Here is a 24570-nt window from a genome sequence, read left to right as displayed (position 1 = left end):
TATCCTGGTCTGCTGCCATATCAACAACGTCCAGATCGGTGGCGACATGGGTTATAAAAAGCGGGTCGCTGCTGACACAGGAGGCGTTGTAGCGGATAAGGTGAACCAGACTCCCTCAGTGCCCTACCGTTTTAGAAAAAAGATTCACTACCAGCACCCCGGCGATAATCAGCGCGAGGCCTATAATCGCGGGCAGATCGAGCTTTTGCTTAAACACCACCCAGCCGACGACGGAAATCAGCACGATGCCGACGCCCGACCAGATCGCATAGGCAATGCCGGTGGGCATGGTGCGCAGCACCAGCGCCAGGAAATAGAATGCGATGCTATAGCCAACAAGCGACACCACGACAGGCCAGAGCCGGGTAAAGGATTCCGAAGTCTTAAGGCTGCTGGTTGCAATCACTTCCGCCACGATGGCGATAAACAGATAAAGGTAAGTCATAACATCCCTAAAAAGAGGCGGAACTTGTCCGCCAGTAGCCCGGTTCAGGCAGCAGAAAAGCCCTATTTTAGGTGATGGCCCACAGGAAAGGGAAACGGCGGCAGGATGGTTTGATCGCGATCTATAAACGGCAAACCTGCTGATTTGCCGTTTATGGCGTTATCTGCACTGGCTGGCGCAGTTCTGCACGCAAATCTGCGTCTGGCTGCTGCAGGAGCCGTTGCCGCGCGTATTGCAGTGGGATCGCTCCACGTAGCAGTTCTGCTGACAGCTGGCAAGGTCGCACTTCGCCGCCACAGGCGTCAGCTGGGGCACAGGTGCCCGGCCGCTAAACAGCGTCGACGAGGCCGTCGGCTGAGCGATGGCACTCTGCCCCAGCAGTAAGGCGGTGAGCAGCAGTATGATGTAACGACTTTTCATTTTTACTCTCCCTGGGTTCGACACCGGCTAAGTATGGCTGGTGAACAGACAAACGTCTGCGCCGCGCGCGGAAAAGCGCCAGGCGGTCACACTTCCGCCTCCTGCCTGAAACGAAAGATTCAGGCAAACTACAAAGCACCAAAAAGAGGCATTTATTCTCTCCTTATGCCTGCTGCTGGCGCGTCCCTGCCCCTCTGCTGTCAGTAAAAGCCCGCCAGACGGGGGCTGCCGGGTTGGTACAAAAGTTGCAGCTTCAGGTTATCGACAAGGAGATATCTATGAAAGCGATTGTAATTGGCGGCGGCATCGGCGGCATGAGCGCGGCGCTCGCGCTGGAGAAGGCGGGCATTGAAACAGAAGTTTTTGAAGCGGTAAAAGAGATGAAGCCGGTAGGCGCCGCCATCTCTGTCTGGCCGAACGGCGTTAAATGCCTTAACGCGCTGGGGCTGAAAGCGCAGCTGCGCGCCCTGAGCGGCAATATGGCCTTTATGGCCTATCAGGATTTCGCCAGCGGCGCGACCCTGACGCGTTTCAGTATGGAACCGCTGGTGCGCCAGGTAGGAGAATATCCCTCTCCGGTGGCGCGCGCTGAACTGCAGGCGATGCTGATCGACAGCTACGGGCGCGAACGCGTCAGCTTCGGCAAGCGCGTGGCGCAGGTTGAACAGCATGAGCACGGCGTCACCGCCCTGTTCGAAGATGGCACCACCGCGCAGGGGGATCTGCTGATCGCCGCCGACGGTGCGCATTCGGTTATTCGGCAGAGCGTGCTGGGGGAAAAGGTCGAGCGCCGCTACGCCGGCTACGTCAACTGGAACGGGCTGGTGGAGATCGATGCCGCGCTGGCGCCCGCCGATCAGTGGACCACCTTCGTCGGCGAAGGCAAACGCGTCTCGCTGATGCCGGTGAGCGGCAACCGCTTCTACTTCTTTTTTGACGTGCCATTGCCGAAAGGCCTGGCGGAAGATCGCAGCACGGTCAAAGCGGATCTGCGCCGCTACTTCCAGGGCTGGGCGCAGCCGGTGCAGCGGCTTATCGACGCCATCGATCCGGCGACCACCAACCGCGTCGAGATCCACGATATCGATCCCTTTAGCCGTTTTGTCAGCGGTCGCGTCGCGCTGCTGGGCGATGCGGCGCACAGCACCACGCCGGATATTGGCCAGGGCGGCTGCGCGGCGATGGAGGATGCGCTGGTGCTGGCGACCTCTCTCGCCGCCCACTCGCTGGGCATTGAGGATGCGCTGCGGCGCTATGAGGCGCGCCGGGTGAGCCGTACCCGCGATCTGGTGCTGAAAGCGCGCAAGCGCTGCGACGTGACCCACGGCAAAGATCCCGCGGCGACGGCGGTCTGGTATCAGGAGCTGCGTCAGGAGACCGGCGAGCGCGTGCTGGCCGGCATGTGCGAGACCATTGAGGGCGGTCCGCTGGGATAAAAAAAAGCGGGCGTTGCGCCCGCTTAATATTAGTCGGCCAGGCCGCGATTTTTCAGCATCGGCTCCAGCTGCGGCTCGCCGCCGCGCCACTTCTCATAGAGCTGTTTCAGATCGCTACTGTTGCCGCGCGACAGGATCATCTGGCGGAAGCGGTCGCCGTTCTCGCGCGACAGGCCGCCATTCTCCACAAACCACTGATAGCCGTCGTCCGCCAGCATCTGCGTCCAGATATAGGCATAATAGCCCGCCGCGTAGCCGCCGCCCCAGATATGCTGGAAATAGCTGGATCGATAGCGCGGCGGAACGGCCTTCAGCGCCAGACCGTCGCTCTGTAGCGCCTGCTGCTCAAACCCCTCCACCGACTGCGGCGTCTCGCCGGTGCCGATGCTGTGCCAGTGCAGATCCAGCAGCGCAGCGGCCAGCAGCTCGCTCATGTCATAGCCCTTGTTAAAGCGGCTGGCGCGCACGATTTTCTGGTGCAGCGCTTCCGGCATCGCCTGACCGCTCTGGTAGTGGCGCGCATAGTTGAGGAACACCAGCGGCTCGCTCGCCCAGTGTTCGTTGAACTGCGAAGGAAACTCGACAAAGTCGCGCGGCGTGGCGGTGCCGGAGAGGCTCGGATAGCGCTGGGTGGCGAACAGCCCGTGCAGCGTATGGCCGAACTCATGGAACAGCGTAATCACCTCATCCCAGCTGAGCAGCGCCGGTTCGCCTTCCGGCGGTCGGGTATAGTTGCAGACGTTGTAGATCACCGGACGCGTCGCCAGCAGCCGCGACTGGTTAACGAGGTTGCTCATCCACGCCCCGCCGCCTTTATTGTCGCGCTTGAAGTAGTCGGTATAGAACAGCGCCAGCGGCGAGTCGTCGACATCAAAGATCTCATAGACGCGCACGTCAGGATGGTAGACCGGCAGATCGTGACGCTCGGTGACGCGAATGCCGTAAAGCTGATTCGCCGCCCAGAAAACCCCTTTCTCCAGCACGTTGTTGAGTTCGAAATAGGGGCGGATCTCGCTTTCGTCGAGATCGTACTGCGCTTTACGCACCTGCTCGGCGTAGAAGCTCCAGTCCCAGGCGGCCAGGGTAAAGTCGCCCTGCTGGCGATCGATGGTCTGCTGGATGGCGGCCGCTTCGCGTTCGGCACGTGCCCGCGCCGCCGGAACGATATGGCGCATAAAGGCGAACGCCGCATCGGGGGTTTTCGCCATCTGATCCTGCAGCTGCCATTCGGCGAAGCTGGCGAAGCCGAGCAGCTGCGCCTGCTGCGCGCGCACCTGTGCCAGCTCCAGCACCAGCGCCCGGGTATCGTTCTCGTCGCCCTTTTCGCTGCGGCTGACCGAGGCGTCGAACAGCGCCTGACGCGTCGCGCGCGTGCGCAACAGTTGCAGAGCCGGCTGCTGGGTGGTGTTCTGCAGCACCAGCAGCCAGGCGTTTTCCAGCCCGCGCGCCTGTGCCGCCGCCTGCGCTACCGCCAGATCCGCCGGACTCAGCCCCGCCAGCGCCTCGGCGTTCTGCACCACCAGCCCGCCCGCTTTGGTGGCGGCCAGCAGCTTATTGGTAAAGCGCGTGCTGAGGCGCGCCGCCTGCTGATTAAGCGCCTTAAGCTTCTCTTTGGCCTCCTCCTCCAGACTGGCACCTGACAGCTGAAAGTGCTGCCAGGTCACCTCCACCAGCCGCAGCGATTCAGGATCGAGTTCCAGCGTCTCACGCTGCTGGTAGACGGCGTCAAGACGGGCAAAGAGCGCGCCGTTCAGGACGATCTCGTCGTTAAGCGCGGTCAGCTGCGGCGCGATCTCTTCATCCACCTGCTGCAGGTAATCGCTGGTATTGGCCGAGGTCATGGCGCTAAAAACCAGATTAACGCGTTCGAGCAGCTGTCCGCTGCGCTCCAGCGCCTCGAAGGTGTTGGCAAAGGTGGGCGCATCGGGATTATGCGCAATCGCCTGCACCTCCTTGCGCTTCTCTTCAATACCCGCCTGCAGCGCGGGCAGAAAGTCCTCTTCCTGAATCTGGTCAAACGGCGGTGCCTGCCAGGGCAGCGTGCTTACCTGAAAAAACGGATTTTGTCTGACGTTCATGCCTCGCTCCTGATTACCGTGCAAAGGTTTATCCTGGCAGGTTGCCGCGCCCGCAACAACTCAGCGCTGCGTTTCCGCCTCGTCGCGCCGCCATACCGGGCGTCCGTTAACCCAGGTCTCGGCGATATTGCGATCGTCGCCCAGCGTCATCAGTACGAACAGCCGCTCCCAGATATCCTTACTGTTGCCGATGCGCAGCCGCTGAAGCGGCGAAACCGCCGGGTCCAGCACCACGAAGTCCGCCTCTTTGCCGGGCGCGAAGTTGCCGATATGGTGATGCAGATCGAGGGCGTGCGCGCCGCCGAGGGTGGCGTGGTAGAACGCCTCCGCCGCGCTGAGCCGATACTGCTGCAGCTGGCCGACCTTATAGGCTTCCCCCAGCGTCTGCAGCATATTAAAGGTGGTGCCCGCCCCGACGTCGGTGCCGATGCCGATCCTGACCCCCTGCTGCCAGCTGCGCTTCAGGTTGAACAGCCCGCTGCCGAGGAACAGGTTCGAGGTCGGGCAGAAGGCGATGGCGGAATCGGTATGATGCAGACACTGCCACTCGTGATCCTCCAGATGCAGGCAGTGCGCGAACAGGCTGCGTCGTCCGGTAAGCTGGTGCCGATGATAAACGTCAAGATAGCCGTCGTGCTGCGGAAACAGCGACTTCACCCAGGCAACCTCCTGCGGGTTTTCGCTCAGGTGGGTATGCAGCCAGACGTCGGGATACTCTTGCCGCAGCTGCCGCACCTTCTCCAGCAGCGCCGGCGTCGAGGTGGGGGCGAAGCGCGGCGTCAGCGCATAGCTGAGTCGACCGCGCCCGTGCCAGCGCTCAATCAGCGCCCGCGTGTCGGCATAGCTCTGCTCCGGCGTTTCCAGCAGGGCTTCCGGCGCATGGCGATCCATCATTACCTTGCCGGCAATCAGCCGCATCTCTATCGCTTCGGCAGCGCTGAACAGCGCCTCGACCGACTGGGGATGCACGGTGCCGAATACCAGCGCGCTGGTGGTGCCGTTCGCCAGCAGCTGCTGCAGGAAAAAGGCGGACATGGCGGCGGCGTGGTCGGCGCAGTGGTACTGACTTTCCACCGGGAAGGTATAGTGGCTGAGCCACTGCAGCAGCTGCTCGCCAAAGGCACCAATCATCTCGGTCTGCGGATAGTGGATATGGGTGTCGACAAAGCCCGGCACGATCAGCCGGCCGCGCAGATCAATAAGATCGGCTGGCGCATGGGACAGCGTTTCCCAGCGATGCAGTCCGACAATACGCCCTGCCTCCAGCAGCAGCACGCCATCGTCGATATAGCGCGCCTGCGAGGCGATCGCATCGGGCTGATGCGCGACATCGGTAAAGTCAAAAAAGCTGGCGCGAATGGCCGTGAGGGGTGATGACATACTCTTTCCTTAATTCCGCGCCCGGGCGCGGTTTGCCGTCGGTCAATAAGCGATAAATTGCAACCTGCATGCCAGAACAAGACGATTAATCAGGATGTTATGTGAAAAAGGCATTTTTGCCGCGGCGGTAAAAACGATATCGTGTGCGCAACCGGTTGCCTCTCTGGCGGCTAAGGAAGGCTAAAAAAAGCCTGCATGGGCTCTGCCCGACGGTGGTGCAGCGCGCGCCACCATAGCGCAGCGCCTCCCCTGAAAACGACCCTGACCGCCCGCGCGCGCATTTGCCGCGCAGCGGCGCTGCCGAAGTGGTATGGTGAAAACAGGTCAACCTGAAAACGTATAAGGAACAGTGAGATGATTATTTTTGTTACCGGCGCGACGGCCGGTTTTGGTCAAAGTATCACCCGCCGGTTCATTGCAGCTGGCCACAAAGTGATTGCCAGCGGCCGCCGCGCTGAGCGCCTGCAGGCGCTGAAAGAGGAGCTGGGCGAGAACCTTTATCCCCTGCAGCTCGACGTGCGCAACCGCGCCGCCATCGAAGAGGCGGTCGCCTCGCTGCCCGCCGGGTGGCGCAACATCGACGTGCTGGTCAATAACGCCGGCCTGGCGCTCGGCATCGAGCCGGCGCATCGCGCCAGCGTCGAAGACTGGGAAAATATGATCGACACCAACACCAAAGGCCTGGTCTTTATGACCCGCGCCCTGCTGCCGGATATGGTGGAGCGCAACGTCGGCCATATTATCAATATCGGCTCTGTCGCCGGCAGCTGGCCCTACGCGGGCGGCAACGTCTACGGCGCGACCAAAGCCTTTGTGCGTCAGTTCAGCCTTAACCTGCGCACCGATCTGCACGGCACCGCGCTGCGCGTCACCGATATCGAACCCGGCCTGGTTGGCGGCACGGAGTTCTCTAACGTGCGCTTCAAAGGCGACGATGAGAAAGCGGATAAGGTCTACGAAGGCGCAACGGCGCTGACGGCGGAAGATGTGACCGAGGCGGTTTACTGGGTCGCCACGCTGCCGAAGCACGTCAATATCAATACCCTTGAGATGATGCCGGTAAGCCAGACGCAGGCCGGCCTGAAAGTACACAAGCCCTGACGCCGCCCGAGGCCAGCCTGCCGCTGGCCTCCTCCGCTCAGGCGCGTCCCCAGCCCGCCACAATGATCAGCATGCCGCAAAACGCCACCAGCGCCCCGCTCCAGTCCCACGCGCTCAGCTTCACGCCATCCACCACGCGCAGCCAGAGCAGCGCGGTCAGCACATAGACGCCGCCGTAGGCCGCATAGACACGCCCGCTCGCCGCAGGATGCAGCGTGAGCAGCCAGACAAAGGCCATCAGACTCAGCGCAGCAGGCAGCAACAGCCAGGCGGAGCCGCCTTTTTTCAGCCACAGCCAGGGTAAAAAGCAGCCGACTATCTCCGCGATGGCGGTAAGAAAAAAGAGCAGCGCGGTTTTGATCAGCATGGAACCCTCTCGGAAAGTTAAACAGAGCGCCCACTACTGGTGAGCAAATAAAGCGCGATGATATACTAAGCCCGGCCTGCCGCAACCCGGAACCATCCCTGCGCGCCAGGCGTTAACCGAAGGAAAAGATGATGAACAAATTGTTTCCGACCCTGCTCGCCGTGCTGCTGGCCGGCAGCGCGATGCTGACCGCTGCGCCGGCCAGCGCCAACACCAGCCGCCTGATTATTGAAGATGGCAACAACGCCGCCAGTAATGAAGCCGCGCGTCAGAGCAAAGAGCAATGGAATGACACCCGGCAGTTGCGCAATAAGGTAAACAGCCGCGTAGAGAAAGAGTTCGATAAAGCGGACCGCGCCTTTGATACCCGCGACGCCTGCGAAAAGAGCTATAACATCAACGCCTACTGGGAAGCCAATACCCTGCGCTGTCTCGATCGCCGCACCGGCCGACCGGTCACGCCCTGATTTTTTTCGCGGACTGCTATAGTCAGTAAGGTTCACTACGCAAAAGGAGAAGATGATGAAGAAACAGACCGGAATGTTAATCGCAACTTTACTGGCGCTGCCGATGCTGGCGCACGCCTCCTGCGAGTCCGTTAAAGCGGACATCAGCCAGAAAATTATTCAGAACGGCGTCCCGGAATCGGGTTTTTCGCTGGATATCGTGCCTAACGATCAGGTCGACCAGGCGGGCGGTCAGGTGGTGGGCCATTGCGAAAACGACACGCAGAAAATTGTTTATAAGCGCGTGGGCCGCGGCGACGAAGGCAGCGTGCCTGACAGCGCAGGCAGCTCGCAGGACGCGCCTGCGCAGTAATCTTAATCCGCTGACAACGCGGCGCGGATAAAGGCCATCTTATCCGCGTCGGCATTCAGTAAGGGCGACGCCGTCGCCCTTTTCTATTCTGCCTGTTCCGGCCGCTGCCGCGGCATCATCCAGGCGACCCCCAGCGCTAACAGCGCAATCATCAGCGCCACCACAAACACCCAGTGCAGCGAGGCGGCGATCGCCTGCACCATATGGTGCAGCCTCTCGCTGGAGAGCGCGTCGCGCGTTGGCGCAGACATAACCTGCTGCACCGGATCCTCGGCGTGCGGCAGCCGCTGCGCCAGATTAAGGTTCAGCACGGCACCCATCAGGGCGGTGCCGACAGCGGACCCCATCATGCGGCTGAACATAATCGACGCGGTGCAGATGCCGCGAATATCGTAGTGCGCATGGTTCTGCACCGACACCAGAAAGGTGGTGCTGGTCATGCCCATGCCGGTGCCGATGACAAAGGCGGTCGCCCCCGCCTGCCAGACGGGGCTCTCCGCGCGCAGCAGCAGCAAGGCGCTGCCCGCCACCAGCAGCAGCGCGCCGAGCTGGGCGGTGAAGCGGTATGAGGTGCGCAGCATCAGCCGCCCGCTCAGCGTGCTGGCCAGCGGCCAGCCGATCGACATCATTGCCAGAGCGCTGCCCGCCTGCAGCGGCGTGCCGCCGGTGATGCCCTGGATCCAGGTAGGCAAAAAGGCGCTGATCCCCATCATCGCTGCGCCGATAATCAGGTTGCCGGCGTTACCGGCGATAATCAAACGGCTGCGCCAGATCTCCAGCGGAAACAGCGGTGCATCGGCGCGCTGCTCATGCTTTTTCAGCTGCCAGCCGGCGAACAGCGCCAGCAGCAGAAAGGCGAGTAGCCAGTAGCCGAGCCACTCCGCCTGCAGCAGCGCCATCAGCAGCGCGCTGACGCAGATCGTCAGCCAGAGGCTGCCCGTTACGTTCAGCGGCTGCGGCTTCTCATCGGCGCAGTGCGCAGGCAGGAAGCGCGCCAGCATCGCCATGCTGATAAGCCCTATCGGCAGATTAACCCAGAAGATCAGTGACCAGCTAAAGTGCTGTACCAGCCAGGCCCCGGTAAGCGGACCGACGATTGCCGCCACGCCCCAGACGCTGGAGAGCCAGCCCTGAACGCTGGCGCGTTCGCGCGGCGAGTAGATATCGGCGACGATGGTAGAGCTGAGCGGCATAATCGCCCCTGCGCCCAGCCCCTGAAAGGCGCGAAACAGGATCAGCCACAGCATGCTGTGGGCGAAGCCGCAGAGCACCGAGCCGAGCAGAAACAGCGAGGTGCCGATAAAAAACATTTTGCGCCGTCCCCACATATCCGCCAGCCGGCCGTAAAGCGGCACGCTCACCGCCTGCGTCAGCAGATAGACAGAGAAAACCCAGCCAAACTGTGAAAACCCGCCCAGCTCGGCAATGATGGTCGGCATCGCCGTGGCGACGATGGTCACCTCGATGGCGGCCATAAACATCGCCAGCATACAGGCGAAGAGGATCCAGCCGCGGTGGCTGACCTGCAGGTGTGCGCTTTCAGTCATACATCTCCCTTTTGTTATCCAGCAAGGCTAGCCTAAATTTGCGTCGCCGGTGTGCCTGACGTGCGCCGCTGATGTGACGGTGTCACGTTAGCGAGCCGTAAAGAGATAATTTCCTGCCGAAACCAGATACCATGCGGCTCTGGCCGCTATTCTGTCTATTTCTATCTGTCTGATTTTTCCGATAAAAACTGGCTTCACCCGTTTCATGCTGCTATAGGCTTAAAGGCTTTTTAACAAAACCTGAAAATTAGCGGTCAGTGCATTGCTGGCCCGCACAACAACCAACAGGGGAATTGATGATGCAACATGGTTCACTGGTCAGACGTGCCGGACTCGGGCTGCTGGCTATTGTGGGGGTGCTGGCGCTGCTGGTCTGGGGTATCGGTATCGATACGCTGCGCGCGCGGCGCGTCGACCTGATTTACCTGGGCCAGCAGCATCTCTATCTGGTCTTCTGGTCGATGCTGTTTGCGCTGCTGGTCGGCATTCCCAGCGGCATTCTGCTGAGCCGCCCTTTTGCGCGCCGCTGGGCCGAATATGCGATGCAGGTTTTCAACGTCGGCAATACCCTGCCGCCGCTGGCGGTGCTGGCGCTGGCGATGGTGGTGCTGGGCATCGGCGAAAAACCGGCGCTCTTCGCCCTGTTCCTCGCCTCGCTGCTGCCGATTGTGCGCAACACCTTTTCCGGCCTGAGCGCGGTGCCGCCCTCTCTGATTGAAGCCGCAAACGGCATTGGGATGACCAAATTCCAGCGCCTGCGCCAGGTGGAGCTGCCCAACGCCTACCCGGTCATGCTGGCGGGCATCCGCATCGCCACCGCCATTAACGTCGGGACCGCGCCGCTGGCGTTTCTTATCGGCGCCAGCAGCTACGGCGAACTGATTTTCCCCGGCATCTATCTTAACGACTTTCCTACGCTGATCCTCGGCGCGGTCGCCACGGCACTGTTCGCGCTGCTGCTCGATATGCTGCTGGCGGCGCTGGGTCGCTTTCTCAGCCCACATGCGGCTTAACAGGGAGATTTTTATGACGACGCTGACGCGCTGGTTAAGAGCCACCGCCGTGGCCCTCGCCGCAACGCTGGCATTTAGCCAGGGGGCACAGGCCGCCGCGCCGCTGGTGATGGCGACCAAAAGCTTTACCGAGCAGCATATCCTTTCCGCCATGACGGTGATGTGGCTGCAAAAGAAAGGCTTTCAGGTGATCGCCAAACGCAATATCGCGACCACCATCGGCCGTAACGCCATGCTCAATAAACAGGTGGATATGACCTGGGAGTATACCGGCACTTCGCTGATCATCTTTAACCACATTAAAAAGCCGATGTCCTCTGACGAGGCGTACCAGACGGTGAAATCCCTCGACGGCAAGCTGGGGCTGGTATGGCTTAACCCGGCCCCGATGAATAACACCTACGCCTTCGCCATGCAGCGCGCGCGCGCCGAGAAAGAAGGCATCAGCACCATGTCGCAGCTGGTGGCGAAAATTGAACAGGTGCGCCAGCGCGATCCCGACCATAACTGGCGGCTCGGGCTGGATCTGGAGTTCTCCGGCCGCTCAGACGGCATGAAGCCGCTGCAGAGCGCCTATAACCTGACGCTGGATCGGCCGCAGATTCGGCAGATGGATCCCGGTCTGGTCTATAACGCGGTGCGTGACGGCTTTGTCGATGCGGGCCTGGTCTATACCACCGACGGACGGGTCAAGGGGTTCGATCTTAAGGTGCTGGAGGATGACAGGCACTTCTTCCCCAGCTACAACGTCACGCCGGTGGTGCGTAAAGATGTGCTGGAGAGCCATCCTGGCCTGGCGGCGGCGCTGAATCAGCTTTCGCCGCTGCTCACCAGCGAGGCGATTACCGAGCTGAACAAGCGCGTCGATATCGATCATCAGTCGCCCGAGCAGGTTGCGCGCGACTTTCTCACAGCCAACAACATGCTGTAAGGCGGCCCTATGGATACCTTTCACTACATTATCAACAACTGGAGCAGCCTGCTGGCGCTGACCTGGCAGCATACCTGGCTGGTGCTGGTGGCGGTTGGCTGCGCCATCGTCGCTGGCGTGCCGCTGGGGGTGCTGATCGTGCGCGTCAGGTGGCTGGCCGCGCCGGTGCTGGGCATCGCCACCGTGGTGCTTACCATCCCGACCATTGCCCTGTTCGGCCTGATGATCCCGCTCTTTTCGCTGATCGGCCAGGGCATCGGCGCGCTGCCGGCGATTACCGCGGTGTTTCTCTATTCGCTGCTGCCGATTGTGCGCAATACCCATACCGCGCTGGAGAACCTGCCTGACGGCCTGCGCGAGGCGGGACGCGGCATCGGCATGACCTTCTGGCAGCGGCTGCGCTGGGTGGAAATTCCTATGGCGCTGCCGGTGATTTTCGGCGGCATTCGCACCGCCGTGGTCATGAACGTCGGCGTAATGGCCATCGCCGCGGTTATCGGCGCTGGCGGGCTTGGCCTGCTGCTGCTCGACGGCATCAGCGGCAGCGATATTCGTATGTTAATCGCCGGCGCGCTGATGATCTGCCTGCTGGCCATTATTCTTGACTGGCTGCTGCATCGTCTGCAGTCGGCGCTGACTCCTAAGGGGATTCGATAATGATAAAACTGGAAAACCTGACGAAAACCTTTACCCAGAAAAACGGCACCAGCGTCACCGCCGTCGATAACGTCAGCCTGCATGTACCGCAGGGAGAAATGTGCGTGCTGCTTGGCCCCTCGGGCTGCGGCAAGACCACCACGCTGAAGATGATTAATCGCCTTATCCCCAGCACCAGCGGCAAAATTTTGATCAACGGCGAGGATACCAGCACCCAGGATACCGTGACCCTGCGCCGCAATATCGGCTATGTGATCCAGCAGATTGGCCTCTTCCCTAATATGACCATTGAAGAGAACATCACCGTGGTGCCGCGCATGCTGGGCTGGGACAAAAAGCGCTGCCGCGAACGCGCCACCGAGCTGATGAGCATGGTGGCGCTCGATCCCCGCAAATTTCTGCACCGCTACCCGCGCGAGATGTCGGGCGGCCAGCAGCAGCGTATTGGGGTGATCCGCGCGCTGGCGGCGGATCCGCCGGTGCTGCTGATGGATGAACCCTTCGGCGCGGTCGACCCGATTAACCGCGAGGCGATCCAGAACGAGTTTCTTGATATGCAGCGGCAGCTGAAGAAAACCGTGATGCTGGTGAGCCACGATATTGACGAAGCGCTCAAGCTCGGCGACCGCATCGCGGTGTTTGGCCAGGGGAAAATCGTGCAGTGCGCCAGCCCGGATGAGCTGCTGGCCAGCCCGAAAAATGACTTCGTCGGCTCTTTCGTCGGCCAGGACCGCACGCTGAAGCGCCTGCTGCTGGTGCAGGCGGGCGACGTCACCGATCAGCAGCCCACTATCACCGTTAAGCGCGCCACCCCGCTGGCGGAGGCGTTCGCCCTGATGGATGAAAACGATATGCGTTCGGTCACGGTGGTGGATAACGACGGTAAACCGCTCGGCTTTGTCAAGCGCCGCGAGGCACGAGACGCCAGCGGCTACTGCGAAGAGCGGCTGCACACCTTCCGGGTAACCGGCAAGGCGGAAGAGAACCTGCGCGTGGTGCTCTCAAAGCTGTATGAGCACAACACCGTCTGGATGCCGATCGTGGATGAGGATGGCCGCTACAGCGGGGAAATTTCGCAGGACTATATCGCCGACTACCTGAGCTCCGGGCGCACCCGCCGCCGCCTTAATCCGTAACGCCTCAGAGGTTGCCTCCCTCCCGCAGGCAAAAGGCCCAGGCGCAAATGTTATCGCGCCTGGGCCAAATTAGCTGTTATCCCTCTCTACAGCCCTTTTTCCACCGCTTCGCCCTGCGGCAAAACCACCGCGCGCGGCTCGCTGGGCAGCACCAGATTGAGCAGGATCGCCAGCACGCCGCCGGTCGTCACCGCATGGCCAAAGATCTGACCCACCAGCGGCGGGAACTGCTTCAGCGCTTCCGGCACCGCCTCGACGCCCAGCCCCAGCCCAAAGGAGACCGCCACAATCAACATCTCGCGCCGCCCCAGCGGGGTTTGGGTCATAACGCGGATCCCGGCGGCCACCACGCTGCCGAACATCACCAGCGTCGCGCCGCCCAGCACCGGCGGCGGGATCTGCTGCATCAGCGCGCCAACGGCGGGAAACAGCCCGAGCAGCGCCAGCATCGCGCCCATTACCATGCCGACATAGCGGCTCGCCACGCCGGTCATCTGGATCACGCCGTTATTCTGCGCAAAGGTGGTGTTGGGAAAAGCGGAGAAAACCGCCGCCAGCACACAGCTGATGCCGTCGGCGCAGATGCCGCCCTGCAGGCGACGCTGAAACTGCGGCCCGCTGATCGGCTGCTGCGACAGCATACAGTTGGCGGTAAGATCGCCCACCGCCTCAATCACCGAGATCACCGACACCAGCGCAATCGGCAAGAAAATGGTCCAGTCGAAGGCGAAGCCGAAGCGGAAAAAGCCCGGCAGCGCCAGCCAGCCCGTCGCCGGCAGCGGTTTCAGCACCAGCATACCGCTCAGCGCCGCGGCGAGGCAGCCGACGGCAATACCGGCGATAACCGCAATCAGCCGCGCCCAGCGGTTGCGCATGCGGTTCAGCGCAATAATCACCAGCAGCGTCAGCGCGCCGAGCGCCAGATTGCCGGGCGCGCCGAAATTCACGGCGTTGTGCCCGCCTGCCCAGTCGGTAATGCTCACCTTAATCAGGCTGATGCCGATCAGCGTGATCACCGTGCCGGTCACCACCGGCGTCAGAACGCGGCGCAGCTGCGAGACGCAGCGGCTAATCAGCAGCGGGATCAGCGCGGCAACCAGCGTGCAGCCGAAGATCATCGCCATAATATCCTCCGGCGATCCGCCGCGGCTTTTGACGATCATCCCGCCGGAAAGGATCACGCCGAGAAAGGCGAAACTGGTACCCTGCAGACAGATCATGCCCGCACCAATCCCCGCCACGCGCCGCGCCTGAAGAAAGGTTCCCATGCCGGAGACCAGCAGCGACATGCTGATCAGATAGGGAATATAGGCCTGCAGCCCCAGTACCGAGCCAATGATCAGCGGTGGTGTAATAATGCCGACCACGCTGGCCAGCAGGTGCTGCAGCGCGGCGAAAAAAGCGGGCGCAGGCCTGATGCGTTCGTCCAGCCCGTACAGCAATGCTTTTTCTTCTGAATGCGACATAATCGTGCTCCGGCAGTCTCTTGATTAACGCTGTTAATGCATTAATCACGCCACGCGCGCAGGCAGCGAGAGAAAATATTGCTAACTGGCTGAATAGAATGGAATTAAAAAAGAGGCGCGCTGGGCTGGATCCTGAAACCATCGATTCAGCCGCAGCGGCTTTGAAGCATTATGTTTCACCGTCAGGCGATCTTTGCACCTGAATCGGGCAACGCGGCGATGCCCATTGAAGAGAGATCGAGGTAGCCGGCTAAATCGCGCTGTTCGGCGCGCGGCAGATAGGGCAATTCTCCCAGCAGCGGCGCGTCGATGCTGTCGCGCAGCACGTCAATCAGCTCCGCATAGTGCGCCAGTCCAGGGTTAATGCGGTTCGCGACCCAGCCCGCCAGCGGCAGCCCGTCGCGCGCGATCGCCTCGGCGGTCAGCAGCGCATGGCTGAGGCAGCCCTGTTTGATGCCCACCACCAGCACCACCGGCATATGATGCTGCGCCACCCAGCCAGAGAGCGGCTTCGCATCGTTCATCAGGCTGCGCCAGCCGCCGGTGCCTTCGACCACCACGCAGTCGGCCTGCTGCTCCAGCCGCTGCAGGCTTTGGCTCAGCAGCGGATAGTCCACTGGCCGGCGCGGGCGAATGCTGACTTCGTCTTCTTCGTAAATTAACGGGTTAATCGCGTCGTAAGGCAGGGTAAGCGTCGAGCTGCTCTGCAAAACCAGCGCATCTTTACTGCGCAGGCCCTCTGCGCTCCGTACGGCGTTGCGCGCCACCGGTTTGAAACCGACTGCGCTCAGGCCCGCATGAGCGAGATACTGCAGAAGCGCGCGCGAAACAACGGTCTTTCCTACAGCGGTATCAGTGCCGGTAATGAACAGATTTTTCACCCCACTCCTCCTCAACGTAACGGTTTTGTTTTACAAAAAAGCAAACCCCATTGTAAGGAGTGCGGACGGCGGGCAGCTTGCGTTAGCGCAAAGTTCAGTCGCGCTTAACCTTGTAGCAGCTTCACCAGCAGATAGCCGCTGTAGAGGGCGTCTTTGATCAGCGCCGCCGCGCCGAGGGTGCCCGGCTCGCGGAACGCCGTCGGGGCGAGCTGGATCACCTCGCTGTAGGCGGGCAGCGCCTGCTGACGAATGGTGCTGCTGACGGCGGGAAACAGCACCTCAGCGGCCTGGTTGAGCGGCGAACCGATTAAAATATGCTGCGGATTGAAAATATTGACCATCATCGCCAGCATCCGGCCAACGTGATGCCCAACCCCTGCGATGGCGTCGCGCGCCAGGCGATCCCCCTGCTGGGCCGCCAGGCAGAGCGACGCCAGCGTTAAGGGCTGCTGGTGCAGCACGCTGTCGGGCTGCGCCTCCAGGCGCTGCGCTGCCAGCGCCAGCAGGCTGCCGGTGCTGGCGACCGTTTCCAGACAGCCGTGATTGCCGCAGTAGCACTGCTGGCCATAGGGATCGATCTGGGTATGCCCAATCTCCACCAGCGCGCGGCCGCTTTTATGCAGCAGCTGGCCGCCGCTGATGACGCCAGCGCCGACCGTGTCGTCAATCACAATCTGGATAACGTCCTGCGCCCCGCGCGAGGCGCCGAACAGCGCCTCCGCCAGCGTCCAGGCGGAGATATCATGCTGCACGAAAACCGGCACGCCGGTGCGCTGCGCCAGGGTATCGCCCAGCGGGATATCGCGCGCCTCGTAGCCCGGCAGCCGGTGCACCACGCCCGAGGCGGCGTTAATCAGCCCGGGCAGCGTAATGGCTATCGCCGTCAGCCGCTCCAGTTTGCGCTGATGGCGCATAAAAAAGGCGTCCACGCAGTCGATTAGCGAGGTGAGCAGCGGCTGCTGCGCTTCGTCAGGCAGCGGCAACGACTCCTCTACCAGCGCGCGGCTGCTGAGATCGCGCAGCGTCAGGGTCAGCGCACCGCGGTGCAGGCGCACCGCGAGATAGTGCCAGGCGAGGGTATCGAGGATCAGGCCGATGGCCGGGCGGCCGCGCGAGCCAGGCTCCTGAAATTCCGTTTCCTGCACCAGATGGGCATCGAGCATTTCACGCACGATTTTGGTGATGCTGGCAGGCGCCAGCTGCGCCAGTCGGGAAAGTTCGATACGCGAAATCGGACCGTAGAGATCGATCAGGCGATAAACCACGCCTGCATTAGTCTGTTTGATCTGGTCAATATGGCCAGGCTGACTCTCCAGCTTCACGCCCTGTGCTCCCGGTTATTTTCGCGCTTCTAAATAAACAGCAGCTATGGTGAGGCAGATTGCGGCTTAGCGTCAAATATTTGATTTGAAATGTGATTTACAGCACATAAAAACCAGACTTTGCTGAAGGCCTGACCCCTATTTTTCCGCTGCGGGCGAGAGCAGCCGCATCATATTGCGCATCTGCATCGACGGCTCGCGCTCCGCCGACCAGACCAGCCATATCTCCGACAGCGCATCCTCCTCCCTGAGCGGCAGCCAGACCACATCGGCCAGCCGCGCGCGGGCGAAGGAGGCGGGCAAAATTGACACGCCGAGGCCGGTCGCCACCAGCCCGAGAATCGTCATCGCCTCGCCGACCTCCTGCATAATGTAGGGCTTGATCTGGTAGCGCCGCAGCAGGCTGAGGATTTCGCCGTGCAGCGCCGTGCCGCCCTGCGGATCGAAGAAAACGAAAGGTTCGCTGGCCAGCGCGCGAACAGAGATGGTCTCCTCATCCGCCAGCGGATGCGCCCAGTGCACCACCGCGCGCAGCGGTTCACGCAGCAGCAGCTGATAACGCAGGTCGGGCGGCAGCGCGGTGTTACGCATCACTCCCAGATCGAGCCTGCCCTCATGCAGCGGCGCAAGCTGCTGGCGGGTGTTGATCTCCTGAATCTGGATATGCACCTGCGGCCAGCGCTGGCGAAACTGATAGAGCGCGTCGGAGACCAGGCCGGTAAAAGGCGCGGAAGAGGTAAAGCCGATGCGCAGCTCCCCCTCCTCGCCGCGCTCCAGCCGCGCGGCGCGCTCGGCTGCCTGCTCTACCTGCTGTAAAATCGCGCGCGTATCGCTGAGGAACTGCTTTCCCGCCGGGGTAAGCTGGACGCTGCGGTTGGTGCGGGTAAGCAGCTTCGCCTCAATCGCCTGCTCCAGCTGCATAATCTGCTGGCTGAGCGGCGGCTGGGAGATACTGAGTCGCTGCGCCGCGCGGCCAAAGTGCAGCTCTTCCGCGACCGCGAGAAAGTAGCGCAGGTGACGCAGTTCGATATTCATAGGTTTAACATATCAATTAAGATTATTAATATATTAGACAACCTATTAGCGCTTTCCTAGAGTAGAGGGACTTTTTTCAGTTAAGGAATTAATGTGCGTCGCTCTTCTCAGGCGGTTACTCTCGACGACGGCGAGCCAGACGACTCGCCGGCACTCTCTTCCGCGGCCTCGCCCGTGTGGATCAAACGCGGCACGCCGCAGTTTATGCGCGTCACGCTGGCGCTCTTCTCCGCCGGTCTGGCGACTTTTGCGCTGCTCTACTGCGTGCAGCCTATTCTGCCGGTGCTGTCGGCGCAGTTCGGCGTCTCACCCGCCCAGAGCAGTATTTCACTCTCTGTCGCCACCGGGCTGATGGCGCTAGGGCTGCTGGTAACCGGGCCGCTTTCTGACGCCGTCGGCCGCAAAAACGTGATGGTCACCGCGCTTATGCTGGCGGCAATCTGCACCCTGATTTCCGCCGCCATGAACAGCTGGCAGGGGATTTTGCTGATGCGCGCCCTGACCGGGCTGTCGCTCAGCGGTGTTGCCGCCGTGGGCATGACCTATCTCAGCGAGGAGATCCATCCCAGCGTTATCGCTTTTTCTATGGGGCTCTATATCAGCGGTAACTCTATCGGCGGCATGAGCGGCCGCTTACTGAGCGGCGTGCTGACCGATTTCTTCTCCTGGCGCGTCGCCATCGCGGCGATTGGCTGCAGCGCTCTCGCCTCAGCGCTGATGTTCTGGCGCATACTGCCCGCGTCGCGCCACTTTCGTCCGGCGTCGCTGAAGCCGCGCAGCCTGATGATTAACTTTCGTCTCCACTGGCGCGACGCCGGGCTGCCGCTGCTGTTTGCCGAAGGCTTTCTGCTGATGGGCGCCTTTGTCACCCTGTTTAACTATATCGGCTACCGTCTGCTCGGCGCACCCTACCATCTCAGCCAGGCCGTTGTCGGCCTGCTTTCCGTGGTCTATCTGACCGGCTCATGGAGTTCGCCGAAGGCGGGCGCGCTGACGATGAAACTGGGACGCGGCCCGGTGCTGCTCGGCGCCACGGCGCTGATGCTGGCGGGCCTGCTGCTGACCGCCCTGAGCGCGGTGTGGTGGATATTCATCGGTATGATGCTGTTTACCGCCGGTTTTTTCGCTGCCCACGCGGTCGCCAGCGGCTGGATAGGCCCGCGCGCGCGTCGTGCCAAAGGTCAGGCGTCGTCGCTCTATCTCTTTAGCTACTATGCGGGTTCCAGCGTAGCCGGCACCCTCGGTGGCCTCTTCTGGCACAGCTACGGCTGGCCGGGCATTACCCTTTTTATCTCCGCGCTGCTGCTGCTTGCCCTGCTGGTTGGCTGGCGCCTGCAGCAAAAAAGACTCTGACGCCGCACGGCGTTAGCTAAACAGGACGCGGCTGCGTCCTTTTTAGCCTGTTAATACTGAGCATGCTTATTATTCAGATCCATAAAATAACAAAGCCCCTGTTAGCGGCTATAATTCCTCACACTCCAACAATAAATGTACTTTTCTTTCAGCAATGAGGATGTCCCAATGGGCCATTACTACTACGTTTCTAAAATTTCTGGCTACAACGATAATCACGTGGTCCACGCCGCTGGCTGCCAGTATCTCCCCCCGCTTGAAGCCCGCCTGTTTCTCGGCACCTTTTACACCGCCAACGCCGCTATTCAGCAGGCACGCAAGTACTATCCCGGATCGCTGGGCTGCGAGGCGTGCTGCCCGCTGCCGGTAAAAAAAAACCCGAGGATACAGAATAGCGTGGCACTAAAGCATATCGCCTGACTCTGATAATGCTGGCCTCGCTCAGGAGGTCAGCCTGCGGGTTTGCGCCGTTGCGCCAGTTTGTTAAGATTTCGCCTCTTATTCCAGTAAGGTAGAGCTCTTCTTCCTGATGCCTGAGCAAACTATGCGCGAAAAATATGCCGCTTCACAAATTGCCCTTCACTGGCTGACCTTTCTGTTGGTCGCGCTAGCTTACGCGACCATCGAGCTGCGCGGCTTTGCCCAGCGCGGCTCCTGGCAGGGCTACGCGATGATTATCACCCACTTCAGCGCAGGCTTTACCGTCCTGCTGTTGATGCTGGCCCGTCTGCTGTTGCGCAAGCGCCACCGCACGCCGCCGATAACGCCGCCTGCCGCCCGCTGGCAAACCGGCCTGGCGCATCTGGTGCATACGCTGATCTATGCGCTGTTTATCACCCTGCCGATCCTGGGCATAACCTCGCGCTATCTGCGCGGACGCGAATGGTGGCTGTTTGGCATACCGATGCCGGTGGCAGGCGAGCCCAACTTCGACCTTTCCGATACCCTGATCGGCTGGCATGAAACCCTGGCCCCGCTGGGATACTGGCTGATTGGCCTGCATGCCGCTGGCGCGCTGTTTCATCACTATTTTCTTAAGGACAATACGCTCAGGCGTATGATGCCAGGCAAAACCCCGCGCGGATAACCGCTTTTATCGCCCGCCGGTCGGGCGATAAAAAACTTTCAGGATAAAACTGCGTTTCATCGTTCCCCTTGCCGTGCAATTCCTCCACAATAGTCAATAATTTGTGACGTAAGTCACTTTCGTGGATGTGAACCGCATCTTTTTTGCTGCTGCTCTGACTGATCTATTTTCATGCAACCAACTACTGTATCCCGTAAAACGGCCTGGCTACGCGTGGTGCTGCTGGCTATCGCCGCCTTTGTTTTCAACACCACCGAATTTGTCCCCGTCGGTCTGCTCTCCGATATCGGCGCCAGCTTCAGCATGAAAAGCGCTGACGTGGGCATTATGCTTACGATCTATGCCTGGGTGGTGGCGCTGCTTTCGCTGCCTCTGATGCTGCTGACGCGCAATATCGAGCGGCGCATTCTGCTGTCGGTGCTGTTCCTGATCTTTATCGTTAGCCATGTGCTCTCAACCTTCGCGTGGAGCTTCGCCTCGCTGGTGCTGTCGCGCATCGGCATCGCGCTGGCGCATGCGGTGTTCTGGTCGATCACCGCCTCGCTGGCGATCCGCGTCGCGCCCGCCGGTAAAAAGACCCAGGCGTTAAGCATGCTGGCGACCGGTACCGCGCTGGCGATGGTGCTGGGCGTGCCGATCGGCCGCGTGGTGGGACAATATCTGGGCTGGCGCACCACCTTTGGCATGATTGGCGTCTCGGCGCTGGTGCTGATGGTGCTGCTGGCGCGCATCCTGCCGCGTCTGCCGAGCGAACATACCGGCTCGCTCAGCAGCGTGCCGATGCTGTTTCGCCGCCCCGCGCTGGTCAGCATGTATCTGCTGGTAACGCTGGTGGTCACCGCCCATTACACCGCCTACAGCTATATCGAACCCTTTATGCAGTTCGTGGCCAGTGCGGATGAGAACTTTACTACGCTGCTGCTGCTGCTGTTCGGCTCCGCCGGGATCTTCGGCAGCCTGCTCTTTAGCTCGCTGGGCAATAAGTTTCCGTCGGCGCTGCTGATCGCCGCGATAGCCATTATTACGCTCTGCATGGGGCTGCTGATCTTCGCCGCGGTCCGTCCGGCGGCGATTTCAACGCTCTGTATTCTGTGGGGTATGGCGATGATGATGATCGGTCTGGCGATGCAGGTGCGCGTGCTGTCGCTGGCACCGGATGCCACCGACGTGGCGATGTCGCTGATGTCAGGCATCTATAATATCGGCATCGGTGCGGGCGCGCTGCTGGGCAATCAGGTCAGCGAACATTTAGGCATGGCCGACGTAGGAAATATTGGCGGGCTGCTGGGGCTGGTTGCGCTGTTCTGGTGTATCGCGATCTTCCGCAAATACCCGCAGTTGCGCAGCAACGGATAAAAAAAGGGGCTTCAGAATCTATTCTGAAGCCCCTTTTTCTTAGTTAAGGCTGGCGGCTGTGCCAGACAGCCTGCTCGCGCCAGAGGTCGAAGCGATGGGGAAAGAGGTTACGCGACCGCTCTCCTGCTTTCCCGACAGCTGCTGCTCCAGGGAAATCAGGCTGCTGCTGCCGCTCACGTTAACCGCTGCGGCCCCGGTCTGGAAACAGGGGGCGGCCTGAAGCGGTTGGGCCGCTGCGCTGGCAAAGGAAATGGTACCGAGCAGCGCCGCCATCACGACATATTTCACGCTTTTCATCCTCTCTCTCCTTCTCTCTGACGCCGCTCTCTTACTGATAAATTACCGCGGTGCCGTGCAGGTTGTTCTGGCCGGAAGTCGAGGTGATGCGGAATGATTTCGCCCCTGCGGCATCCGCTTTCGCGTTCAGCTGCGCTTCCAGTGAATCCAGGTTAGGGCCGCCCTGCGCGGAGATGGTGCCTACCGGCGTCTGGTGCAGCGGATCGCTGGCAACCTGGTCTGCAGCAAATGCGCCAAAAGTCAGGGTGGTAAGGGCCAGTGCGGCCAGGGTCAGTTTGGTAGTTTTCATGATATCGGCTCTCATATTCGGTCAGGTAAAAGATGTCGTTAAATTAATTAACGATCGTTAAATAAATAGTAGAGCATCCTGCCGGGTGACGTCAACATTAATTTATCGATCGTTATTTTAATGCAGAAGAGGCGTGAGTATGGGCTTCAGCGCCCTTTTACACTTAACCATATGGGTGAAAAACAGGCGTCAACGCACAAAATGCCAACCTGCCTGCAGCGGCGTGCGGGCTGGCTTGCATATTTTCTTAATGATCGGTAATTTAATGGGGTGTTTTTCAGACGTGAGGATCTATGAGCCAGCAACATGATGAAGCCGTAAAAAAATGTCGCGGCCGGCCCAAAACCTTTGACCGGGACGCGGCGCTGGACAAAGCGCTGACGCTGTTCTGGACCCACGGCTATGAAGGCACGTCGCTTTCCGATCTGGTCGCCGCTACCGGTGCGAAAGCGCCGACGCTTTACGCCGAGTTCGAGAATAAAGAGGGCCTGTTCCGCGCGGCAATGGAACGCTATATCGAGCGCTTTAGCGCCGAGCGCAACGCCGCGCTGCAGGATGAGAGCAAGCCGGTTGCCGAAGCGATTGAAGGCTGGTTCCGCGCCACGGCGGCCTGCTTCACCCACTGCGACACCCCGGCGGGCTGTTTCTTTATCTGCACCTCGACCGCGCTCTCTTCATCATCGAGCGAGATCGCCCATATGCTGCGCCAGCAGCACCAGGCGCAGCAGCAGACGCTGCTCGATTTTCTCACCGCGCGTCAGCAGCGCGGCGATATTCCGGCACAGGTCGATATTCTCTCCCTGGCGCGCTATCTCGCCTGTATGCTGCAGGGTATGTCGGTGCGCGCACGCGAAGGCGCACCGAAAGCGGATCTCGATAACATTATCGACACGCTGATGGCGATGTGGCCAGCGCTGACCGGTCAGTGCATGAAGTCGCGCTGAATATTTTGCGCTATGAAGTAATCAGGGCGGGAGATATCCCGCCCTGCTCGTTTCTGCAGTTTACTCGAGGAAAAAGACCGGCTTCAGCGGCTGGCTAACCGGACTGTTGTCGGCATTGCTCGGCATTAGCTCTTTCATCGACGCCCACCAGCGCTGGCACACCTCTGTCTGCGCCACCGCGTTCCAGCGCTCTTCCGACTCGATTTCCACGCTGGCGAACAGCAGATGCCGTTCGGCATCCAGCCAGATCGCATAGTTGTGCGCGCCGTGTGCCTTAAGCGTTTCCGCCAGCTCCGGCCAGATGGGCGAATGACGGCGCTCATACTCCTGATGACAATCGGCGTTTACCTGCATAACAAAGGCTTTACGAAGCATTGGCTGGCCCTGCATCAAGCGCCGCCTGCCACGGCTTAACGTTGAAGCGCTGGCCCAGCGCCACCAGCTGTTCGGTGGTGATGCTCTGGCGGATGCCTCCCATCGACAGCACCTTCACGATCACCTCGGAGGATTTCTCTGCGGTGTCGATCAGGCCAAAGGTCTCGTCCAGCGTCGGCCCCGCGCCGAAGATGCCGTGGAACGGCCACATCACAATGCTGTGAGACGCCATCTTCTCAGCCGTCGCCTGGCCGATTTCATCGGTTCCCGGCACCATCCACGGCAGAATGCCGACGCCATCCGGGAACACCACCAGACACTCGGTGCTGCCTTCCCACAGCAGGCGGGTAAAGCGCGCCGAATCGAGATCCACCACGTAGCTCAGCGCCATAAAGTGGGTGGCGTGGCAGTGCATAATCACGCGATCCGCGCCGCCGGTAACGGCTTTGCGCACGCTGTGGGACTGGAAGTGCGACGCCAGCTCGGAGGTGGGCAGCCCACCGTTGCTCAGCCCCCAGTGAATTTTAAAGGAGAGGCCCTGCTCATCGACCTTCAGCAGCGCCAGGCTGTCGGCTGGGTCGAGCTGTACATTGCGGAAAAACTTGCCGGAGCCGGTAACGAGAAACCAGCAGTTGGCCAGTTCAGGCGCCGGTTTCGTCAGCTCAACGCAGCGCGGCTCGGCGTAAAAGTCGCTGGCAAAAGGCTTCACCTCCTCTTCCAGCAAGCGCAGCGAGACGTTGCCGCCGTTACGTTCGTCCCAGCCCTTCAGCCACATATCGCTGGTGACTTTCACCATTCCCTGTACAAACCAGGATGAAAGAATGCTTTGCATAGT

Annotated in this window: 27 protein-coding genes; 13 read left to right on the top strand and 14 right to left on the bottom strand. The window is 60.8% G+C overall.

What is annotated here, in order from left to right:
* Nucleotides 1–115: 115 nt before the first annotated feature.
* Nucleotides 116–445: an SMR family transporter gene (locus tag MHZ97_RS10500; RefSeq protein WP_239314450.1), complete on the bottom strand. Its 330-nt coding sequence runs from the start codon at nucleotides 443–445 to the stop codon at nucleotides 116–118.
* A gap of 159 nt (nucleotides 446–604) precedes the next feature.
* Entirely contained in the window at nucleotides 605–865 is a 261-nt protein-coding gene (locus MHZ97_RS10495) for a hypothetical protein (RefSeq protein WP_239314451.1), read from the bottom strand.
* Between the two features lie 278 nt (nucleotides 866–1143).
* Here MHZ97_RS10495 and hpxO point away from each other — a divergent pair, with 278 nt between their 5' ends.
* Complete coding sequence (gene hpxO, locus MHZ97_RS10490) at nucleotides 1144–2301, top strand: FAD-dependent urate hydroxylase HpxO (RefSeq protein ID WP_239314452.1); 1158 nt, start codon at nucleotides 1144–1146, stop codon at nucleotides 2299–2301.
* Nucleotides 2302–2330: 29 nt separating this feature from the next.
* Here hpxO and dcp read toward each other — a convergent pair whose 3' ends face one another.
* Both dcp and guaD read right to left on the bottom strand, forming a co-directional pair.
* Complete coding sequence (gene dcp, locus MHZ97_RS10485; RefSeq protein WP_239314453.1) at nucleotides 2331–4379, bottom strand: peptidyl-dipeptidase Dcp; 2049 nt, start codon at nucleotides 4377–4379, stop codon at nucleotides 2331–2333.
* 60 nt (nucleotides 4380–4439) lie between these two features.
* Complete coding sequence (gene guaD, locus MHZ97_RS10480) at nucleotides 4440–5759, bottom strand: guanine deaminase (RefSeq protein ID WP_239314454.1); 1320 nt, start codon at nucleotides 5757–5759, stop codon at nucleotides 4440–4442.
* A gap of 354 nt (nucleotides 5760–6113) precedes the next feature.
* Here guaD and ydfG point away from each other — a divergent pair, with 354 nt between their 5' ends.
* Entirely contained in the window at nucleotides 6114–6860 is a 747-nt protein-coding gene (ydfG, locus tag MHZ97_RS10475; RefSeq protein ID WP_103795793.1) for a bifunctional NADP-dependent 3-hydroxy acid dehydrogenase/3-hydroxypropionate dehydrogenase YdfG, read from the top strand.
* A 37-nt stretch (nucleotides 6861–6897) separates the two neighbouring features.
* On the opposite strand, the gene MHZ97_RS10470 is transcribed toward ydfG, so the two are convergent.
* On the bottom strand, nucleotides 6898–7227 hold the full coding sequence (locus MHZ97_RS10470) for a YnfA family protein (protein WP_199187313.1): 330 nt from the start codon (nucleotides 7225–7227) through the stop codon (nucleotides 6898–6900).
* Between the two features lie 131 nt (nucleotides 7228–7358).
* Here MHZ97_RS10470 and MHZ97_RS10465 point away from each other — a divergent pair, with 131 nt between their 5' ends.
* A complete protein-coding gene (locus tag MHZ97_RS10465) occupies nucleotides 7359–7694 on the top strand; it encodes a DUF1283 family protein (protein WP_239314455.1) in 336 nt (111 codons plus the stop codon).
* 55 nt (nucleotides 7695–7749) lie between these two features.
* Nucleotides 7750–8046, top strand: coding sequence for a DUF1161 domain-containing protein (locus MHZ97_RS10460; RefSeq protein WP_033747186.1), 297 nt, complete (start codon nucleotides 7750–7752; stop codon nucleotides 8044–8046).
* A gap of 83 nt (nucleotides 8047–8129) precedes the next feature.
* On the opposite strand, the gene MHZ97_RS10455 is transcribed toward MHZ97_RS10460, so the two are convergent.
* Nucleotides 8130–9593 (bottom strand): MDR family MFS transporter, encoded by a 1464-nt coding sequence (locus tag MHZ97_RS10455; RefSeq protein WP_239314456.1) that lies wholly within the window; start codon nucleotides 9591–9593, stop codon nucleotides 8130–8132.
* 299 nt (nucleotides 9594–9892) lie between these two features.
* Between MHZ97_RS10455 and osmY the strand changes: the two genes are divergently transcribed.
* From osmY to osmV, 4 genes are read left to right on the top strand one after another with little or no spacing between them, the layout of a single operon-like run.
* On the top strand, nucleotides 9893–10606 hold the full coding sequence (osmY, locus tag MHZ97_RS10450; protein WP_239314457.1) for an osmoprotectant ABC transporter permease OsmY: 714 nt from the start codon (nucleotides 9893–9895) through the stop codon (nucleotides 10604–10606).
* Nucleotides 10607–10619: 13 nt separating this feature from the next.
* Complete coding sequence (locus MHZ97_RS10445; RefSeq protein WP_103795796.1) at nucleotides 10620–11537, top strand: glycine betaine ABC transporter substrate-binding protein; 918 nt, start codon at nucleotides 10620–10622, stop codon at nucleotides 11535–11537.
* A 9-nt stretch (nucleotides 11538–11546) separates the two neighbouring features.
* Nucleotides 11547–12194, top strand: a complete 648-nt coding sequence (osmW, locus tag MHZ97_RS10440; protein ID WP_033747177.1) for an osmoprotectant ABC transporter permease OsmW — start codon at nucleotides 11547–11549, stop codon at nucleotides 12192–12194.
* Nucleotides 12194–13330 (top strand): osmoprotectant ABC transporter ATP-binding protein OsmV, encoded by a 1137-nt coding sequence (gene osmV, locus MHZ97_RS10435; RefSeq protein WP_103795797.1) that lies wholly within the window; start codon nucleotides 12194–12196, stop codon nucleotides 13328–13330. Before osmW ends, osmV begins: the two co-directional genes overlap by 1 nt.
* An 86-nt stretch (nucleotides 13331–13416) precedes the next feature.
* On the opposite strand, the gene MHZ97_RS10430 is transcribed toward osmV, so the two are convergent.
* From MHZ97_RS10430 to MHZ97_RS10415, 4 genes are all read right to left on the bottom strand, one after another.
* Complete coding sequence (locus MHZ97_RS10430) at nucleotides 13417–14796, bottom strand: nucleobase:cation symporter-2 family protein (protein WP_103795798.1); 1380 nt, start codon at nucleotides 14794–14796, stop codon at nucleotides 13417–13419.
* A 182-nt stretch (nucleotides 14797–14978) separates the two neighbouring features.
* On the bottom strand, nucleotides 14979–15677 hold the full coding sequence (gene bioD, locus MHZ97_RS10425; RefSeq protein WP_103795799.1) for a dethiobiotin synthase: 699 nt from the start codon (nucleotides 15675–15677) through the stop codon (nucleotides 14979–14981).
* 104 nt (nucleotides 15678–15781) lie between these two features.
* On the bottom strand, nucleotides 15782–16999 hold the full coding sequence (locus MHZ97_RS10420) for an ROK family protein (RefSeq protein WP_103795800.1): 1218 nt from the start codon (nucleotides 16997–16999) through the stop codon (nucleotides 15782–15784).
* A 138-nt stretch (nucleotides 17000–17137) separates the two neighbouring features.
* A complete protein-coding gene (locus tag MHZ97_RS10415) occupies nucleotides 17138–18034 on the bottom strand; it encodes a LysR family transcriptional regulator (RefSeq protein ID WP_103795801.1) in 897 nt (298 codons plus the stop codon).
* Between the two features lie 93 nt (nucleotides 18035–18127).
* Here MHZ97_RS10415 and MHZ97_RS10410 point away from each other — a divergent pair, with 93 nt between their 5' ends.
* From MHZ97_RS10410 to MHZ97_RS10395, 4 genes are all read left to right on the top strand, one after another.
* Entirely contained in the window at nucleotides 18128–19387 is a 1260-nt protein-coding gene (locus MHZ97_RS10410; protein ID WP_239314458.1) for an MFS transporter, read from the top strand.
* 168 nt (nucleotides 19388–19555) lie between these two features.
* Nucleotides 19556–19807 (top strand): hypothetical protein, encoded by a 252-nt coding sequence (locus tag MHZ97_RS10405; protein ID WP_239314459.1) that lies wholly within the window; start codon nucleotides 19556–19558, stop codon nucleotides 19805–19807.
* A gap of 124 nt (nucleotides 19808–19931) precedes the next feature.
* Nucleotides 19932–20474, top strand: coding sequence for a cytochrome b561 (gene cybB, locus MHZ97_RS10400; protein WP_239314460.1), 543 nt, complete (start codon nucleotides 19932–19934; stop codon nucleotides 20472–20474).
* Nucleotides 20475–20645: 171 nt separating this feature from the next.
* A complete protein-coding gene (locus tag MHZ97_RS10395) occupies nucleotides 20646–21830 on the top strand; it encodes a sugar transporter (protein WP_239314461.1) in 1185 nt (394 codons plus the stop codon).
* 39 nt (nucleotides 21831–21869) lie between these two features.
* Here MHZ97_RS10395 and MHZ97_RS10390 read toward each other — a convergent pair whose 3' ends face one another.
* Nucleotides 21870–22127, bottom strand: coding sequence for a hypothetical protein (locus tag MHZ97_RS10390; RefSeq protein ID WP_103795806.1), 258 nt, complete (start codon nucleotides 22125–22127; stop codon nucleotides 21870–21872).
* Nucleotides 22128–22158: 31 nt separating this feature from the next.
* Nucleotides 22159–22416 (bottom strand): DUF1471 domain-containing protein, encoded by a 258-nt coding sequence (locus tag MHZ97_RS10385; protein ID WP_103795807.1) that lies wholly within the window; start codon nucleotides 22414–22416, stop codon nucleotides 22159–22161.
* Between the two features lie 293 nt (nucleotides 22417–22709).
* Here MHZ97_RS10385 and MHZ97_RS10380 point away from each other — a divergent pair, with 293 nt between their 5' ends.
* Complete coding sequence (locus tag MHZ97_RS10380; protein WP_239314462.1) at nucleotides 22710–23360, top strand: TetR/AcrR family transcriptional regulator; 651 nt, start codon at nucleotides 22710–22712, stop codon at nucleotides 23358–23360.
* A gap of 60 nt (nucleotides 23361–23420) precedes the next feature.
* On the opposite strand, the gene rhaM is transcribed toward MHZ97_RS10380, so the two are convergent.
* On the bottom strand, nucleotides 23421–23735 hold the full coding sequence (gene rhaM, locus MHZ97_RS10375; RefSeq protein ID WP_103795898.1) for an L-rhamnose mutarotase: 315 nt from the start codon (nucleotides 23733–23735) through the stop codon (nucleotides 23421–23423).
* Nucleotides 23725–24567: a rhamnulose-1-phosphate aldolase gene (gene rhaD / locus MHZ97_RS10370; protein ID WP_239314463.1), complete on the bottom strand. Its 843-nt coding sequence runs from the start codon at nucleotides 24565–24567 to the stop codon at nucleotides 23725–23727. The genes rhaM and rhaD overlap by 11 nt, the downstream gene beginning before the upstream one ends.
* Nucleotides 24568–24570: the final 3 nt, after the last annotated feature.

This window comes from Pantoea sp. ACRSC, assembly GCF_022346785.1.
Classification (GTDB): Bacteria; Pseudomonadota; Gammaproteobacteria; order Enterobacterales; family Enterobacteriaceae; genus Pantoea; species Pantoea alvi.
Note: the sequence above shows the minus strand (reverse complement) of the source record. Positions and strands in the feature narration are given on the sequence as shown.